The following is a 16,204-nucleotide window of genomic DNA, read 5'->3' as shown; positions in this document are numbered from 1 at the left end:
GCCTCAGGGTTGCGCCGAACGGGGAATGTCGGCCGGCTCGACTGTGCCGGGCGCGATCACGCGCATGCGCACCACCCGGCCGTTGGCCAGGTTGCGCACCCGCACCAGCGCGTTCATGGCGCCGGCGTCGAGCGCTTCGCCGGCGGTGCTGATGTCGAGCGCCTCGAAACGCGCCAGCATGAGCACCGCTTCGCCGCGCTTGACCAGCAGCGGCGCGCTCAACTGCGCCTGGCGCAGCACTTCGCCGGCCCGCAGCGAACGGCGCGACGCTTGCCCGGTGGCCGCCTCGGCCGAGCCGAGCGCATCGCTGACGGTGGTGACATCGCGCCGTTCCAAGGTGACATCCTGCGCCGTCAGCATTTGCCCGGCCGCCACCGGCGCGGCGCTGACCGCCACCAGCGCGCTGACCGATCCGCGCAAAACGTATTCGTATCGCCAGCCGCCGGCGTCGGGACAGAGTACGGCAAAGCGCATGCGCGCCGGCGTGCGCGTGTCGACCGCTTCGATCTCGACCGCCTTGGCGCACGGCGGCGCGGCGCGCGGCGTTGCCACATTGACAGTGAACTGCGGTTCGGCCAGCCCGGCGCTCTCGGCCTGGCGCATCAGCTGCTCGCGCGCGGCCTGCTCCAGCCTGGCCGTGAGCGAGATTTCAGCAGCATTTGTGTTGCCCCAGGCTAATGAAATCAGCGCAGCGGCCGTTAATGGCAGTAACAACGCCTTGTTGGCGCGGCGGACATCAAGCATAAATAGCACCTTGGCAATCGTTGCGCACGACGCAAGGAACGCCGTACAGCGTCATTTTAACCAGATTCACACTGCAGTTCATTCACGGAGGAAGCTTCATGTCGATTGATTTCCAAAAGGCACTTGGCGTGCACGCCGACGCGCTGCACCTGCGCGCCGACCGCACGCGCGTACTGGCGGCCAATATCGCCAACGAAAACACGCCGGGATTCACGGCACGCGACGTCGACTTCGGCGCCATGCTGCAGCAGCGAATCGAGACCGAATCCGAGATGCCGGGTCTCGCCGATGACCAGGATGCGCTGTACCGCGTCCCGTACCACCCTAGCGCCGACGGCAATACCGTCGAAATCGGCGTCGAACAAGCCGCGTTCTCGCAAAACGCATCCGATTTCCAGACCAGCCTGACGTTCGTGAACATGCGGCTCAAGGGTTTGGCCAAAGCTATCGCAGGACAATAATCATGAGCTTTAAAGACATTTCCCAGATTGCCGGTTCGGCCATGGCGGCGCAGTCGGTGCGCTTGAATACCATCGCCAGCAACCTGGCCAACGCCGATTCGGTCTCCGGCTCGGAAGGCGAAACCTACCGTGCCCGCAAACCCGTGTTCGCGGCCATGCTCGACAATGGCTCGGGCAAGCTCGGCGCCGGCAGCCGGGTGCAGGTGCTCGACGTGGTCGAATCGGCCGAACCGCTGCGCAAGGCTTACGAGCCGGGCAATCCGGTGGCCAACGCCGACGGCATGGTGTTCTACCCGAACGTCAACCAGGTGGCCGAGATGACCGACATGATGTCGGCGTCGCGCGCCTTTGAAACCAATGTGGAAGTCCTGGGACGCATCAAGTCGATGCAAGCGGGCCTGCTGCGACTCGGCGAAGGCTGATCTTATGCTGACCAATAACCTCAACGGCGCCAACAACCAGGCGCCCGGCAATGCCAACACCGTGATCGGCCAGGCGCCCGCCAGCGAAACGCAAGACATGTTCACCAAGTTGCTGGTGGCGCAGATCCGCAACCAGGACCCGTTGGAGCCGAGCGATCCGTCGCAGTTCGTCAACCAGCTCTCGCAGTTGAGCCAGACCGAAGCGATGCAAAGCCTGGCCAAGCTCAACAGCACCAGCGCCAGCGTGCTCGAGAGCATCCAGACCCTGGCCCTGGGCGCCCAGGTGGGCTCGGACATCACCGTCAACACCACCAGCGTACGCCTGGACGGCAAGGCGATCAAGGCCAGCATCACCCTGCCGGGCGCCAGCGCCGCCAATACGGTGACCCTGACCGGCGCGGACGGCGTCAAGCACGAGGTGCAGCTCGGTTCGCGCGGCGCGGGTCCGCAAACGTTTTCGATCGATCCGGTCGCGCTCGGTCTGGCGCCGGGCAAATACGATATCAAGGTACAAACGAGTGCCGGCGCGCAGGGCGCCATCGAAGTCATCGGCCGCCTGGACAGCGTGCGCATGTCGGCCGGTGGCGGCGTGGTCCTCAAGGTGGCAGGAGTCGGCGATGTTGCGCCGTCGTCCGTCACTGGCTTTAACGGCAAGTCCGGCGCATCGCTGGCGGCCGCCAACTCCTCCACCGCAAATTAAAGGAATACCATCATGAGTTTCGAAATCGCCCTGTCGGGCATCCAGTCGATCAACACCCAGCTCGAAGCGGTCAGTAACAACATCGCCAACGCCGGCACCTACGGTTTCAAGAGCACCCGCGCCAACTTTTCGGCCATGTACGCCGGTTCCCAGGCCACCGGCGTGGAAGTCGGTTCGATGACCCAGAGCATCGGCTTGAATGGCGGCGTGACCACCACCGGCCGCAGCCTGGACGCCGCCATCGACGGGCGCGGCTTTTTTGTCAGCCGCGACAGCCAGGGCGTGATGAACTACAGCCGGGTCGGCATTTTCTCGGCCAACAAGGATGGCTTGCTGGTCGACAGCAACGGCCGCGCCGTACAAGGCTACGCCGCCATCAAGGGCAGCACCGCGCTCGGCGTGATGGGCAATATCAACGTGCCGACCGGCCAGATCCCGGCCGTCGCCAGCACCAAGGTCAACTACGTCGGCAACCTGTCCAACGACTGGGTGGTGCCGCCGGTCCCGACGTTCGATCCGGCCGTCGCCGGCAGCTACAACATGGCCAAGCAATCGGTGTTCTACGATTCGCTGGGCAGCCAGCACACCCTGTCGCAGTACTTCGTCAAGGGTACCGGCACCGCCGTGACGGTGCATTACGCAGTCGATGGCGGCACCCCGCTGGGCACCACCACCGCCCTGGCGTTTTCCAACCTGGGCGCGCTGCCGCCGGTGCCGCCGACCACCACCCTGAACATCACCACCACCAACGGCTCGGCGCCGGTCGTGCTCGACGTCAACTACGCCGGCAGCACCCTGAACGCCGGTGAAGCCATCACCACCACCAACAGCGCCGACGGCTACACCTCGGGCACCTTCATCGGCGTCGAAATGGCGGCGGACGGCTCGGTCATGGCCAAGTACAGCAACGAGCAGGCCCAGGTCGTCGCCACGGTGGCGCTGGCCACCTTCGCCGACGAAGGCTCGCTGACCGCGGTGAGCGACACCAGCTGGACCGCCAATTCCTTGTCCGGCACGCCCCTGTACGGCAACCCGGGCAGCGGCCTGGCCGGCAAGCTCAATACCGGCGCGCTGGAACGCTCGAATGTTGACATTACGTCAGAGTTGGTGGGCCTGATGACGTCACAGCGCAACTATCAAGCCAATTCCAAGGTGATTTCAACAGAAAATCAGATGATCCAGTCCTTAATGCAGGCACTATAAGTGTCTGCACGGAAATACGGTTTAGGGAAACACTGGTTCATTGAGGGAGCAACATGGATAAATTGATCTTTACAGCACTGAGCGGCGCCGAGCGCGCGCTGAAGGCCCAGCAAGTCCACGCCAACAATCTGGCGAACATGGACACGACGGGCTTTCGCGCCAACCTCGACATGGCGGCCACGCAAGCGCTGGGCGGCTCGGGCTTCGACGACCGCCACTATGTGCGGATGCAGTCCGATTCCGTCTCGGCCCGCTCCGGTCCGGTCAAGGAAACCGGGCGCGACCTCGATGTGGCGATCACCGGCAACGGTTACCTGACGGTGCAGTGGCAGGGCGGCGAAGCCTACACCCGCGCCGGCGCCATCAATATCGACGCCGATGGCGCGCTCTCGGTCAACGGCCATCCGCTGCTGGGCGAAGGCGGCCCGGTGGTGCTGCCGCCGCATAACGCGGTCACGATCGGCTCGGACGGTTCGGTCTCGGTGCTCGCGCCCGGAACGGCCGCCATGCAGGTGATCGACAAGCTGCGCCTGGTCAACGCCGAAGCCGGCGAAGTGACCAAGAACGAAGGCGGCCTGATCGTCTCGCGCAGCGGCCAGCCGCTCGCGGCCGATGAAAAAGTGACCGTGCGCGGGCGCCACCTGGAAGGCAGCAATGTGTCGGCGGTCGAAGAAATGGTCGCCACCATGAGCCTGAACCGCAGCTTCGAGATGCAGATGAAGCTGCTCAAGGCCAGCGACAACATGAATGAAGTCGGCAACCGCCTGCTCGGCAGCTGAAACACCTGACGCAGCACCCAGTCAACGTTAAAGGAAAAAATCATGAATCCAGCAATGTGGATCAGCAAAACCGGGGTGCAAGCCCAGGACGCCAAACTGCAGGCGATCGCCAACAACCTGGCCAACGTCAACACCGTCGGCTTCAAGCGCGACCGCGTGGTGTTCGAAGACCTGTTCTACCAGATCGACCAGCAGCCGGGCGCGCAGCGTGCCGACAATACCCTCTCGCCGTCCGGCGTGCAGCTCGGTAACGGCACCCACCTGCTGGGCACCCAGAAAGTGTTCACCAACGGCAGCCTGCAAACGACCAGCCAGCCGCTCGACGTGGCCATTTCCGGCAACGGCTTCTTGCAGGTGCGCCGTCCCAACGGCGACCCGGCCTACACCCGCGCCGGCCAGTTGCAGGTGGACGCCACCGGCACCCTGGTCAACGCCCAGGGCTTGCCGCTGGTGCCGCAAATTACCGTGCCGAACAACGCCACCGCGATCACCATCGGTGAAAACGGCATGGTCTCGGCCACGATTGCCGGCAGCACCACGCCGTCCGAGCTGGGCCAGCTGACCTTGTCGAACTTCGTCAACCCGACCGGCCTGTTGGCGCTCGGCGAAAACCTGTTCTCGGAAACCCCGGCCAGCGGCGCCGCCGCCGAAGGGCGTCCGGGCGATGGCGCTTTCGGTAAACTCAAGCAAGGCGCGCTGGAAGGCTCGAACGTGCAGGTGGTCGAAGAAATGGTCGACATGATCGCCGCCCAGCGCACCTACGAGATGAACACCAAGGTGCTCTCGGCCGCCGACAATATGTTGCAGTACCTGGCCCAGGCGGCCCGCTGATGAACGCCGTCGCCGCTTTGCTTGTGCTGGCCCTGCTGGGCGGTTGCGCCAGCAGCGTGCAGCCGCCAGCGCGCGCGATGGCCGACGACACCGCCCCGCTGCCGCGCGCGGCGGTGCGCGGCGGCGTGTCGGGCGGCGTGTTCAATGCCGAGGCGGTTCCCCTGACCTCCGACAGCCGCGCCTTTCGCACCGGCGACGTGGTCACCGTGATCCTGCAAGAGACCACCCAGGCCAGCAAGCGCGCCGGCACCAGCGTGAGCAAGCAGTCGAGCGTGGGCGTGACCGCGCCCGGCCTGCTCGGCAAGAAATTCCCGAAAGCGGCGATCGACCTCGCGGCCGAGCGCGGCTTCGAAGGCGACGCCACCAGCACCCAGCAGAACGCCCTGTCCGGCGCGCTGACCGTGATCGTGCAGGAAGTGCTGCCCAACGGCCTGTTGCGCGTGGCCGGCGAAAAAAGCCTGACCCTGAACCAGGGCGAAGAATTCGTGCGCCTCAAGGGCTTCCTGCGCGCCGCCGACATCGACGCCGACAACCAGGTCTCGTCGCTGCGCGTGGCCAATGCGCAGATCAGCTACTCCGGCAAGGGCGCGCTCGCCAACGCCAACCAGCCAGGCTGGCTGACCCGCTTCTTCCTCGGCCCGTGGATGCCGTTTTAAACGCGCCCCGTTCTTGCCGCTCTGTGCCGCTCTAAGGAAACACCATGCCCTCACGCGCTTTTCTCCGTACCCTCGCCTTCCCCCTGTCGATGCTGGCCATGCTGTCCTGCCTGGCCGTGCCGGGCATGGCCTCGGCCGCGCAAACCCTGCGCAACCTGGTCAGCGTGGAAGGCGTGCGCGACAATCCCCTGGTCGGCTACGGCCTCGTAGTGGGCCTGAACGGCAGCGGCGACAGCACCCAGGTCAAGTTCGCCAGCCAGTCGGTGGTCAACATGCTCAAGCAGTTCGGCGTCAAGCTGCCCGACGGCGCTGAAGCGAAGAACAAGAACGTGGCCGCGGTCATGGTCAGCGCGGTGTTCCCGCCCGGCTACCGGCGCGGCCAGCCGATCGACGTCACCGTCTCCTCGCTGGGCGACTCGAAGAGCTTGCGCGGCGGCGTGCTGCTGCTCACCCAGTTGCGCGCGGCCGACAATGAAGTCTACGCCCTGGCGCAAGGCAATGTGGTGGTCGGCGGCCTGAACGCGAGCGGCGCCAGCGGTTCGAGCGTCACTGTCAACACCCCGACTGGCGGGCGCATTCCCAACGGCGCCAACATCGAACGCGAAATCGGCAGCGATTTCTCGACCCGCGCGGAGGTCATGCTGCGCCTGAAAACGCCGCACTTCCAGACCGCCACGAATGTCGTCGAAGCCATCAACCGCCGCTTCGGGCCGCTCGCCACCACGGCCGACGGCGCCAGCATCGAAGTGATCGCCCCGGCCAACCCGACCGAGCGCGTGGCCTTCATGGCCAAGCTGCAGGCGCTGACGGTCGAGGTCGGCACAGACGTGCCGAAAGTGGTGTTCAATTCGCGCACCGGGACCGTCGTGATCGCCGAGGGCGTGCGCGTCAAGGCCGCCGCCGTCACCCACGGCGCGCTCAAGGTGGTGATCGCCGAAAGCTCGGCCGTGAGCCAGCCCGGCGCGTTTTCGAATGGGCGCACCGCCGTCACCCCGCAATCGAAGCTGTCGGTCGACCAGGGCTCGGGACGCATGTTCAAGTGGCCGGCCGGCGCCAAGCTGCAAACCATTGTCGACATCGTCAACAGCCTGGGCGCCTCGCCCGACGACATCATGGCGATCCTGCAAGCGCTCGACCAGGCCGGCGCCATCGAAGGCGAACTGGTCGTCATTTAAGGAGTTTCGCCATGAACCCGCTCGACCTGACCACCACGCTCAACCGCGCCGGCATGGGCCCCGGCCATGAAGCGGCCATCGCCCCGGCCGCCGACCCGGTGTTCGTGGCCAAGGCCACCAAGGCCGCCATCGAATTCGAAAGTTTCTTTATCGGCAATATGCTGCAGCAAATGCGCAGCGGCACCCGCGCCATGGCCGACGACGACAGCGTCTTCAAGGACCCGGTCAACCGCGACATGCAAGACATGGCCGACAACATGATGGCCGGCCAGATGGCGCACCAGCGCGCCTTCGGCGTGGCCGACGCCATCTTGCGCCAGTTGCTGCCATCCGCCGCCGCCGCGCCCGCCGCGCCGGCGGCCTCGTCCGCCATCCCGCTCCACACTCCGCCACAAAAGATTTAATGGCGGCAAGTATTTGGTCGCCTTGTCAGTATGACGACCCAACCTTGCCGGCCCATCGCGTAAGCATCGAGAAAGAACTGACCCATGAGCATCATGAACAACGCCCTGAGCGGCGCCCTTGCTTCCCAACTCGCCCTGCAGGCCACCAGCCAGAACATTGCTAACCTGCAAACGAAGGGTTACACGCGCCAGTCGGCCCTGCTGACCGCGGTCGGTCCCCAGTCCGGCCCGCGCTCGGCCGGCAACGGGGTGGCGGTCAATACGCTGCTGCGTTTTTCCGATGGCTACAAGAACCAGCAACTGTGGCGCGCCGCTTCCGGGGTCGGCCAGTATTCCCAGACCCAGCCGTACCTGACCCAGCTCGAGCGCGTGATGGGCGACAACGATGCCAGCCTGAGCAGCGGCGTCGACAAATTCTTCCAGGCCCTCAACGCGGTGGCCGGCGTCGATCCCACCTCGACCCCGCTGCGCCAGCAAGTGCTGACCGCCGCCGGCGCCATGGCGCAGCGCTTCAACAGCATGAACAACCTGTACAACGGCCAGCTGCAATCCTTGCGCGACCAGCGCAGCGCGATCGTGTCCTCGGCCAACGCCTCGATCCAGACCATCGCCGACCTGAACCGCCAGATCGGCCTGGCCAGCGCCTCCGGCAGCAGCACCTCGACCCTGGTCGACGCGCGCGACATGGCCATCGACGCCCTCTCCACCCAGGTTGGCCTGGAAGTGACCGACCAGCCCGACGGCACGCGCAGCATCTCGCTCAAGACCGGCCAGGCGCTGGTGATCGGCGACATCGGGGCGACCCTGGTGGCCGAAGGCGGCGCCACGCAAAACATGCGGGTCGATTTCGCCGGCTCCTCGTTCCAGCTCGACAAAGCCGCCGTCGGCGCCCAGCTCGGCGGCCTCGGCCTGTTCGAACGCGATATCTTGCTGCCGATGCAGAAAGACGTCTCCGACCTGGCCCAGCAGCTGGCCCAAAAGGTCAATACCCAACTGGCGGCCGGCTACACCATCAACGGCAGCAATGGCGGCCCGCTGTTCGTGTTCACCCCGGGCAGCCCGTCGAACATGCTGCAGGTCACGGCCGGCTACCAGACCGCCGACCTCGCCTTTTCGGGCGATAATACCCCGGGCGACAGCGGCAACCTGCAAAAACTGATCAACATCAAGAAGCAGCCGGTCACCCTGTCCGGGATCGGCCCGGTCCTGGTCAGCGACGCCGATTCCCAGCTGGTCGGCAAGCTGGCCGTCGACAGCCAGCAAAACCGGATCGCCCTGGCCACCGCCGAGACCATGCGCAACCATGCGATGGACGACTGGACCTCGACCAGCGGCGTGAACAAGGATGAAGAAGCGGTCAACCTGGTCGAGTACCAGAATATGTACCAGGCGAACATGAAAGTAATGTCAGTTGCCAACTCGCTGTTCGATGCGACGTTGGCCATGATGGGTTAAGGAGAAACGTATGCGGATTGCCACCAGCCAGTACCAATCGACGATGAACATCTCGCTCCAGCTGAACCAGGAGCGCATCAGCTACGTGAACCAGCAGATGTCGAGCCGCACCCGCATCCTGCTGCCGTCGGACGACCCGGTCGACACGGTGCGCATGTCGCGCCTGCACCGCGAAGAGTCGGACGTCACCCAGTACCGCGCCAACATCGGCGCGCTCAAGATCCGCCTGACCAAGAACGAAGCCTACCTCGGCAGCATGGTCAACGACATGATGGCCGGCCGCGACCTGCTGGTCTGGTCGTCCGACGGCGGCAACGCCCCGGCCGACCTGGCCGCCATGGTCTCGCCCCTGACCGCGCTGCGCGAAAGCCTGCTCTACACCGCCAACTCGATCGACCAGGAAGGGCGCTACGTGTTTTCCGGCACCCAGACCGGCACCGTGCCGATTGCCTACAACGCGGCGGCCCCGGCCGGCTCGCGCTACAGCTACGCCGGCAACACCAACGACCAGACGGTGGTGGTCGGCAACGGCATCACCCAGGTTGCGAACGGCAACATGAACGGCATCGAAAGCATGCTCAACCAGCTCGACCTGACCATCGCCACCCTCGGCACCCCGGGCGCGACGGCCAACGACCCGACCGTGCGCGCGGTGCTGGCGGCCAACCTCGACGGCTTCGACAGCGCGCTCGAACTGATCTCCGGCAAGATCGCCGTGCTGGGCGGCGCCCAGAACATCCTCAGCACGCTCGACGAAAACCACAGCAACGTGAGCCTGTCGAACCAGATGGCGCTGACCGACATCGGCCAGCTCGACTACGGCCTCGCCGCGACCGAGCTGAGCGGCTACACCAGCGCGCTGGAAGCGACCTACAAGGCGTACGCGAAGATCGGCAACCTGTCCCTGTTTGCGGCGCTCTAAGGTCATGGAAGCGATCCGACCCACCACCAGCGCCACCAGCGGCCCGGCCGGCGCCAACAGCGTCAACGGCGCCGGCGTGCGCAGCGAGGCCGCCCCGGGCGCCGGCCAGGCGCGTCCTCCCCAACTCAATCCGGCCCAGCCGGTGCCGGGCGCGGCCCCGCCCTTGCGGCGCGGCCTGGCCAGCGTCGACCACCAGATCCAGGGCGACGTCGCCAGCGCCCAGCAAGCGCTCGACTTCCTCGAACAAGTGGCCGGCCAGCTGCAAGCGCTCAAGGGTGAAATCAGCGCCCGGCTCAGTTCGCGGCGCGGCGACGGCGGCGCCATCGAAGCCCATCTGCGCCAGCTTGGCGCGACCATGGACAAGCGGCGCCAGGCCAGCGGCGGCAGCGTCGACGCGCGCCTGAGCTTTTCCAGCCCCCAACCGGCCAGCCAGCGTTTCCGGATCAAGGGCCTGACCCTCGACATGCTCACCGCCGGGGCCGGCCAGACCCTGTCGTTCTCGGTCGGCAGCAACACCCAGCCGCTGACGGTGATGGTCGACCCGACCCTCACGCGCGACGAAATCGTGGTGCGCTTCGACCGCGCGCTGGCGCCCGCCAACATGCGCGTGAGCGCCGACGGCAGCGGCGCGCTGGTGTTTTCCACGCCCGAAAACGCCTGGCCGATGGTACGCGACTCGCTCTCGATCCAAGGGGTGGGACGGGTAGCGGTGGAAGCCGACACCGACATCGTCGCGCCGCAGCAATGGCGCGCCGACGACAGCGACGCCCTGCGCCAGAGTTTGCATGAAGTCGTGCAAGCGCTCTCGCAAGTGCAGCGATCGCAGGACGCGGCCAGCCAGGCGCTCAGTGCGGCGGCCAGCCGGGCCGCGGCCAACCAGCCGCCGGCGGCCGACATCGAAGTGATGGCGCAGGATTTTGCCGACACCGCCAGCACGCCGAACTACGAATCCTTGCTGGCGATCACCTCGGCGCTGGTCGGCATCAGCCGCGAGCGCGTCCTCGCCCTGCTCGGCCTGCATTAATCCCGCCACCGGGGTCTGACCTCTGATTCGCAATTTTCGCGATTACTCTGCTTCCAGCGCGATTCCACCTACAACCGGGGTCAGAGCTTTAACTTGAAATGTTTCGAGTTAAAGCTCTGACCCCGGTTTTGCGGCACCCTACTCGGGCGGCATGCCGCCGCACTTGCCACCGTCCGTCGTCCGATGAGCATCGAATTGACTATAAGATAACTATCAAGAAAGATAGTGATTCCGCTGTTAGCCTCCGGGTAATCTTGCCTGTAATGCAAATCCACGTATCAAACAGATTCGCAGAGCCGCCCATGTTCGAGCGGGCTGGCCGTGTAGCTATGGACGCCGTCCTGAAGCAGACTGGCGCTATATCGACGAGAAGAAGCCCGTGTAAGGAAAGCGCCTGCGCTTCGCTGCGCAGGAATATGCCCGGTACCTTAATTAACTGGAGAGCATGAACATGAGCACGGACAGCATCAAGCAGCAACTTCAAAACACCCCGATCGGGACTTACCTCATGGCCCACGGCCACTTTGGCGGGTCCATCAATGCGACGATCGAACAGGGCACGCTCAAAAGCATCGATTGGGCGAACGGCACCATGGTGCTTCACAGCACCACCTACGATCGCGACCATACGGTCGATATCGGCAAAGTGAGCTATATCGACGACAGCCGCAGCGGCTCGGGCGCCTTGGGCTCGGCGCAGGCACCGGATCTGAGGCAGGTAGGAAACGATTGGTACCGGGGCGATGTGAAAGTCGAATAAGATCCTGGGTCGTATGCCACAACGCCACCGCAGCTCAGACCCCGGTGTGGTTTTTGCGGTACGAAACCGGCAAGGCCGGCATCGGCTATGGCATCGGCAGCGCCGGCGTCGCACCTGACGCTGGTGCCGCGCGACGGCTTAGTAGCCCCATCCCGATCAGCCCGGCCAGCGCAAGCACCACGGCGATGATCTCCGCCTGGCTCGCATGCACGCCGCCAATGGTCATCACCGGGTTGACCCGGATTTGCTCGATTGCGAAGCGCTCGATACCGGCCAGCACCAGGTACACCGAGAACAGCCAGCCGCTCCGGAAGCGGTGCTTGCGCAGCGCCCACAGCAGCGCGAAGCAGGCCAGCGCCATCACCGTCTCGTACACCGAGGTCGGATACACGCCGGGCGCGGCGATCACTTCGCCGAAGATATTGTTGTCGTAGGTTTGCGCCCAGAACCAGGTCGGCAGCCACTCGGGTTTCAGCGCCATGTTGGCGACCGTGCCCCAGTCGCCGTCACCGGACACCTGGCAGCCGACCCGGCCGAGCGCGTAGCCGAGCATCATGGCCGGCGCCACCGCGTCGAGCAGTGGGCGGATCGGCAATTTCCAGCGCCGCAGGCACACCACGCCGGCTACCGTGCCGAGGATCAGCCCGCCAAACACGCTCAGGCCCGAGCGGCTGAAAATCATGCTCCACGGATTGAGAAGAAACTGGTCGGTATGCTCCAGGATATGGAACAGGCGCGCCCCGACAATGCCGACCATCACCACGATGAAGGCGAGGTCGCTGACGATGTCCTGCGGCGCCACCGCCACCTCGGCCACGACACCATCGTCGCCCTTGACGCGCTTGTATGCCGGCCCGACCCGGCCATCGGCATGCAGGCGCGCCAGTTCACGCTTGAGGCAGGCGGCGCCGGCCAGGATGGCGAACGCGACCAGCAGGCCGAAGGTGGCGATCGGCAACGGCAGGTCGATGCCGGTCAAATCGTTGATGACATCGCTGAGATACGGGTAAGACATACGTTTTCCTTCGTCAGCAGAAAGTGTCGGGTCAGCCCGCTGACCCAATTAAGAAATAGCTTGTGGAATACAAAACGCCTTCCGCCGGACAGGTCCAGGGGAAGGCGTCATCGCGACGGAATGCGGTGCATTCCGTTGGCGTTAGTCAATTACGCGGAATCGCGGCCAGCTTTTTTACGCTCGTGCTCTTTCAGGTAGCGCTTGCGCAGGCGGATCGATTTTGGCGTGATTTCGACCAGTTCGTCGTCGGCGATGAATTCGACCGCGTATTCGAGCGACATCTGGATCGGCGGTACCAGGCGCACCGCTTCGTCGGTACCCGAGGAGCGCACGTTGGTCAGCTGCTTGCCCTTGATCGGGTTGACGACCAGGTCGTTGTCACGCGAGTGAATGCCGATGATCATGCCTTCGTAGACCGGGTCGTTGTGGACCACGAACATACGGCCGCGATCCTGCAGTTTCCAGATGGCGTAAGCAACAGCGGCGCCGTCGTCTTGCGAGATCAGCACGCCGTTGCGACGGCCAGCCATTTCGCCTTTCGAGTTGTCGACCGGTGCGTACTCGTCGAACACGTGGCTCATCAAGCCGGTGCCGCGGGTCAGGGTCATGAATTCGCCCTGGAAGCCGATCAGGCCACGCGCAGGAATCTTGTATTCCAGGCGAACACGGCCCTTGCCATCCGATTCCATGTTTTGCAGGTCGCCACGACGACGGCCCAGTTCTTCCATGACGCCGCCCTGGTTGGCTTCTTCAACGTCGACCGACAGTTGCTCGAACGGCTCGTGACGCACGCCATCGACCATCTTGAAGACCACGCGCGGACGCGATACGGCCAGCTCGAAGCCTTCGCGACGCATGTTTTCGATCAGAATCGTCAGGTGCAATTCACCACGGCCCGAGACTTCGAAAATCGTGTCGTCGTCGGTTGGCGCAACGCGCAGGGCAACGTTGGCTTTCAGTTCGCGGTCGAGACGGTCGCGCAGCTGGCGGCTGGTGACGAACTTGCCTTCGCGGCCGGCCAGTGGCGAGTTGTTGACCATGAAGTTCATGGTCAGGGTCGGCTCGTCGACGGTCAGCATCGGCAGCGCTTCCGGGGTGTCCGGCTGGCAGATGGTCGAACCGATGCCGATTTCGTCGATACCGTTGATCAGCACGATGTCGCCGGCAACCGCTTCGTCGACCAGCACGCGCTCGAGGCCCTTGAAGTTCAGCACCTGGTTGATGCGGCCCTTGATCGGGGTCGAATCAGGACCGTTCAGGACGATCACGTCCTGGCCGGACTTGATACGGCCGCGCGAGATGCGGCCAATGCCGATCTTGCCGACGTACGAGGAGTAATCGAGCGAGGTCACTTGCATCTGCAGCGGGCCGTCCGGATTGTCGTCACGCACAGGAACGTGCTTGAGGATGGCTTCGAACAGCGGGGTCATGTCGCCTTCGCGCACTTCCGAGTCCAGGCTGGCGTAGCCGTTCAGTGCCGATGCGAACACGACCGGGAAGTCGAGCTGTTCGTCGGTGGCGCCCAGTTTGTCGAACAGTTCGAAGGTCTGGTTGATCGCCCATTCGGCGCGTGCGCCCGGACGGTCGATCTTGTTGACGACGACGATCGGCTTCAAGCCCAGCGCCAGCGCTTTACGCGTCACGAAGCGGGTCTGCGGCATCGGGCCTTCTTGCGCATCGACCAGCAGCAGGACCGAGTCGACCATCGACAGCACGCGCTCGACTTCGCCACCGAAGTCGGCGTGACCTGGGGTGTCGACGATGTTGATGTGGGTGCCTTCGTATTCAACCGCGCAGTTCTTCGACAGAATCGTGATGCCACGTTCTTTTTCGAGGTCGTTCGAATCCATTACGCGGGTTTCGACTGCCTGGTTTTCACGGAAGGTACCGGATTGGCGCAGCAGCTTGTCCACGAGCGTGGTTTTGCCGTGGTCAACGTGGGCGATGATAGCGATGTTACGAATTGCGCGTTTTGGATTTGACATGGTCGTAAGGAACGGAAATGTACGTGGTGTACGAAGGTGTACGGTGCTGCTTAAATCAGGAACCGACTAGTATAGCACGCTAAAGCGGCGTATTGCGCACCACCAATTTGAAAAGCCCTGCAATTTCAATGGCTTGCTGCTTTTTTCACCACAGTGATGCAACGGCCCGGTGCAATTGTGACGGCTTTTCGTGTCCGCGGCATGACCGGCGCCGCGATTGCCACACCCGCCCCGGCGCAGCATACTCGCCTGTCTTTATAAATTGGAAATCATGATGAACGATCGAGTGGACAACGATAGCGGCACCGGTGGCTGGGACGCCATCAGCGCCAGCCTGGCGCAGCTGTATCCCGGCCAGCAGCCACGCCACGCGGCGCCGGTACTGCCAGCGAGCCTGGGCGGCGGCGATCCGCTGGACGGCATCAGCGCCTATTTCAGCACGCAGGGATGGCCGCACTGGCACTACGTCAGCTACGGCCTGTCCGAACTGTACGGCAAGGAATCCGACGATCCGGACGACAGCGGCTATGGCCTGGAACTGACTTTCCGCCTTCGCCTCGACCCTGGCGCCGCGCGAAGGCGACTACCACCTGGCTAGGCTGGCGCAAGTCGCGTGGCCGGTCAAGAAGACCCTGATCAGGGATGCCAACGGGCTGGTGGTGCAGAGCATCGGCTAATCCTGTCCGCCTATTCGTATACCGTGCCGATCGCCAGCGGACGCGTCACGGCGTTCACCCTGGCCCCGGCCGGCAGGTCGGCAAAACGCACCGTGACCACCTGGTACAGGCCCATCGAGCCATCTTCGAACGGATGCGCGGCCTGCGGCGCGAGCGCGCGCGGCGCCTGCGCGCCGTTTTCCAGCGCGACCTCGGGCGTTGATCCGGCCGGATACACGATCGTCACGCCGGCGCACTGCTTGCCCAGCAAGCGCATGCGGTAACCCGAGGCGCGCTGCGCCGCCAGCAATTGCTCGCAGGCTTCGCGCAACAGGCTGGCGTCGTACAAGCCGTCGTCGCGCTCGCGGATGCTGTAGCGGCCGCTGAAGTAGTAGTGGCCCTTTTGCCGGTTCAGGGTGATGACAGCGTCATCCTCGTAGGCCTGCTTTTCCATCGGCAGCACCGCCCGTCCCATGGCGTCGACCGGCACCTCGAAGCGGGTGCGCGCGCCGGCCACCGACAGGCGCAGGCCGTCGAGCGACAGGTCGGGGCGCAGCGGGCGCACTTGCAGATGCGCCTGGATCAGGGGGCGCGTGCGCACGAACGGGCCGAAGAAGGCAGCGGCCTTGTAGGCGCGCCGGTAGCCGATCCATTCCGGGTCGCGCTGCGCGTTCACTTCCACGGTGGTGATCGTATCCGTATCGGCAACCGGCGCGGCGGCCGGTGCGAGGGCAGGCAGGCAAGCGGCAAGCAAGAGCAATTTCGTCAGCGTTTTCATGAGCGGCAATACAGAGAGTGGGAGCGTCATTCTAGTGTAGTGTTGCATTCTGTTTGCCGCTTAAGCGGCTGTTGGCGCGAATTACCTTTTGCAGGATATCGCGCGCAGTTGCTGTCCAAATAAATGGCTTCGGATTGGCATTGTGGTGCGCGACATATTGTTCGATTGCGGTTGTCAGTTCCGGTACGCTTTTGAACACGCCACGCCGGAGACGGTTCTCAGAAATATCGCGGA

At 64.4% G+C, this 16,204-nt stretch carries 18 protein-coding genes and 1 pseudogene; 14 read left to right on the top strand and 5 right to left on the bottom strand.

The window, feature by feature from the left end; translation table 11 throughout:
- Positions 1-3: 3 nt before the first annotated feature.
- Positions 4-744 carry a flagellar basal body P-ring formation chaperone FlgA gene (gene flgA, locus F1735_RS11040; RefSeq protein ID WP_167236968.1) on the bottom strand — a complete coding sequence of 247 codons (741 nt, stop codon included), beginning with the start codon at positions 742-744 and terminating at the stop codon, positions 4-6.
- A 98-nt stretch (positions 745-842) separates the two neighbouring features.
- Between flgA and flgB the strand changes: the two genes are divergently transcribed.
- The 13 genes from flgB to F1735_RS10975 all read left to right on the top strand — a co-directional run bounded on the left by flgB (position 843) and on the right by F1735_RS10975 (position 11,536).
- Entirely contained in the window at positions 843-1,205 is a 363-nt protein-coding gene (gene flgB / locus F1735_RS11035; protein ID WP_167236967.1) for a flagellar basal body rod protein FlgB, read from the top strand.
- 2 nt (positions 1,206-1,207) lie between these two features.
- Positions 1,208-1,627 carry a flagellar basal body rod protein FlgC gene (gene flgC, locus F1735_RS11030; RefSeq protein ID WP_167236966.1) on the top strand — a complete coding sequence of 140 codons (420 nt, stop codon included), beginning with the start codon at positions 1,208-1,210 and terminating at the stop codon, positions 1,625-1,627.
- A 4-nt stretch (positions 1,628-1,631) separates the two neighbouring features.
- On the top strand, positions 1,632-2,327 hold the full coding sequence (locus F1735_RS11025; RefSeq protein ID WP_167236965.1) for a flagellar hook capping FlgD N-terminal domain-containing protein: 696 nt from the start codon (positions 1,632-1,634) through the stop codon (positions 2,325-2,327).
- A gap of 12 nt (positions 2,328-2,339) precedes the next feature.
- The gene (locus F1735_RS11020) at positions 2,340-3,530 is read left to right on the top strand and encodes a flagellar hook protein FlgE (RefSeq protein ID WP_167236964.1); all 1,191 of its coding nucleotides are present in this window, start codon (positions 2,340-2,342) and stop codon (positions 3,528-3,530) included.
- A gap of 53 nt (positions 3,531-3,583) precedes the next feature.
- Positions 3,584-4,309: a flagellar basal body rod protein FlgF gene (locus F1735_RS11015; RefSeq protein WP_167236963.1), complete on the top strand. Its 726-nt coding sequence runs from the start codon at positions 3,584-3,586 to the stop codon at positions 4,307-4,309.
- 42 nt (positions 4,310-4,351) lie between these two features.
- Positions 4,352-5,140 carry a flagellar basal-body rod protein FlgG gene (flgG, locus tag F1735_RS11010; protein WP_187362720.1) on the top strand — a complete coding sequence of 263 codons (789 nt, stop codon included), beginning with the start codon at positions 4,352-4,354 and terminating at the stop codon, positions 5,138-5,140.
- Positions 5,140-5,796, top strand: coding sequence for a flagellar basal body L-ring protein FlgH (gene flgH, locus F1735_RS11005; protein ID WP_167236962.1), 657 nt, complete (start codon positions 5,140-5,142; stop codon positions 5,794-5,796). Before flgG ends, flgH begins: the two co-directional genes overlap by 1 nt.
- A gap of 89 nt (positions 5,797-5,885) precedes the next feature.
- Entirely contained in the window at positions 5,886-6,971 is a 1,086-nt protein-coding gene (locus F1735_RS11000; RefSeq protein WP_187364218.1) for a flagellar basal body P-ring protein FlgI, read from the top strand.
- Positions 6,972-6,982: 11 nt separating this feature from the next.
- The gene (locus F1735_RS10995) at positions 6,983-7,375 is read left to right on the top strand and encodes a rod-binding protein (RefSeq protein ID WP_167236960.1); all 393 of its coding nucleotides are present in this window, start codon (positions 6,983-6,985) and stop codon (positions 7,373-7,375) included.
- Between the two features lie 84 nt (positions 7,376-7,459).
- Positions 7,460-8,830, top strand: a complete 1,371-nt coding sequence (gene flgK / locus F1735_RS10990) for a flagellar hook-associated protein FlgK (protein WP_167236959.1) — start codon at positions 7,460-7,462, stop codon at positions 8,828-8,830.
- Positions 8,831-8,840: 10 nt separating this feature from the next.
- A complete protein-coding gene (flgL, locus tag F1735_RS10985; protein ID WP_167236958.1) occupies positions 8,841-9,752 on the top strand; it encodes a flagellar hook-associated protein FlgL in 912 nt (303 codons plus the stop codon).
- A gap of 4 nt (positions 9,753-9,756) precedes the next feature.
- Complete coding sequence (locus F1735_RS10980; RefSeq protein WP_229505718.1) at positions 9,757-10,776, top strand: hypothetical protein; 1,020 nt, start codon at positions 9,757-9,759, stop codon at positions 10,774-10,776.
- 451 nt (positions 10,777-11,227) lie between these two features.
- On the top strand, positions 11,228-11,536 hold the full coding sequence (locus tag F1735_RS10975) for a hypothetical protein (protein ID WP_167236957.1): 309 nt from the start codon (positions 11,228-11,230) through the stop codon (positions 11,534-11,536).
- A gap of 85 nt (positions 11,537-11,621) precedes the next feature.
- On the opposite strand, the gene F1735_RS10970 is transcribed toward F1735_RS10975, so the two are convergent.
- Positions 11,622-12,551, bottom strand: coding sequence for a prolipoprotein diacylglyceryl transferase (locus tag F1735_RS10970; protein ID WP_167236956.1), 930 nt, complete (start codon positions 12,549-12,551; stop codon positions 11,622-11,624).
- 149 nt (positions 12,552-12,700) lie between these two features.
- Positions 12,701-14,536 (bottom strand): translational GTPase TypA, encoded by a 1,836-nt coding sequence (gene typA / locus F1735_RS10965; protein ID WP_166894942.1) that lies wholly within the window; start codon positions 14,534-14,536, stop codon positions 12,701-12,703.
- Between the two features lie 274 nt (positions 14,537-14,810).
- Here typA and F1735_RS10960 point away from each other — a divergent pair, with 274 nt between their 5' ends.
- Positions 14,811-15,134 carry a suppressor of fused domain protein gene (locus tag F1735_RS10960; protein ID WP_229505717.1) on the top strand — a complete coding sequence of 108 codons (324 nt, stop codon included), beginning with the start codon at positions 14,811-14,813 and terminating at the stop codon, positions 15,132-15,134.
- A gap of 89 nt (positions 15,135-15,223) precedes the next feature.
- On the opposite strand, the gene F1735_RS10955 is transcribed toward F1735_RS10960, so the two are convergent.
- Together F1735_RS10955 and F1735_RS35665 are read right to left on the bottom strand one after the other, a co-directional pair.
- Positions 15,224-15,970, bottom strand: a complete 747-nt coding sequence (locus tag F1735_RS10955; RefSeq protein ID WP_167236954.1) for a hypothetical protein — start codon at positions 15,968-15,970, stop codon at positions 15,224-15,226.
- A gap of 31 nt (positions 15,971-16,001) precedes the next feature.
- Positions 16,002-16,204 (bottom strand): annotated as a pseudogene (locus F1735_RS35665) (IS630 family transposase); the annotation flags it as partial.

Source organism: Massilia genomosp. 1 (genome assembly GCF_011682185.1).
GTDB classification, from domain to species: Bacteria; Pseudomonadota; Gammaproteobacteria; order Burkholderiales; family Burkholderiaceae_D; genus Telluria_A; species Telluria_A rubra.
The sequence above is the reverse complement of the archived record's forward strand: the minus strand, read 5'-3'. Positions and strand labels throughout refer to the sequence as shown.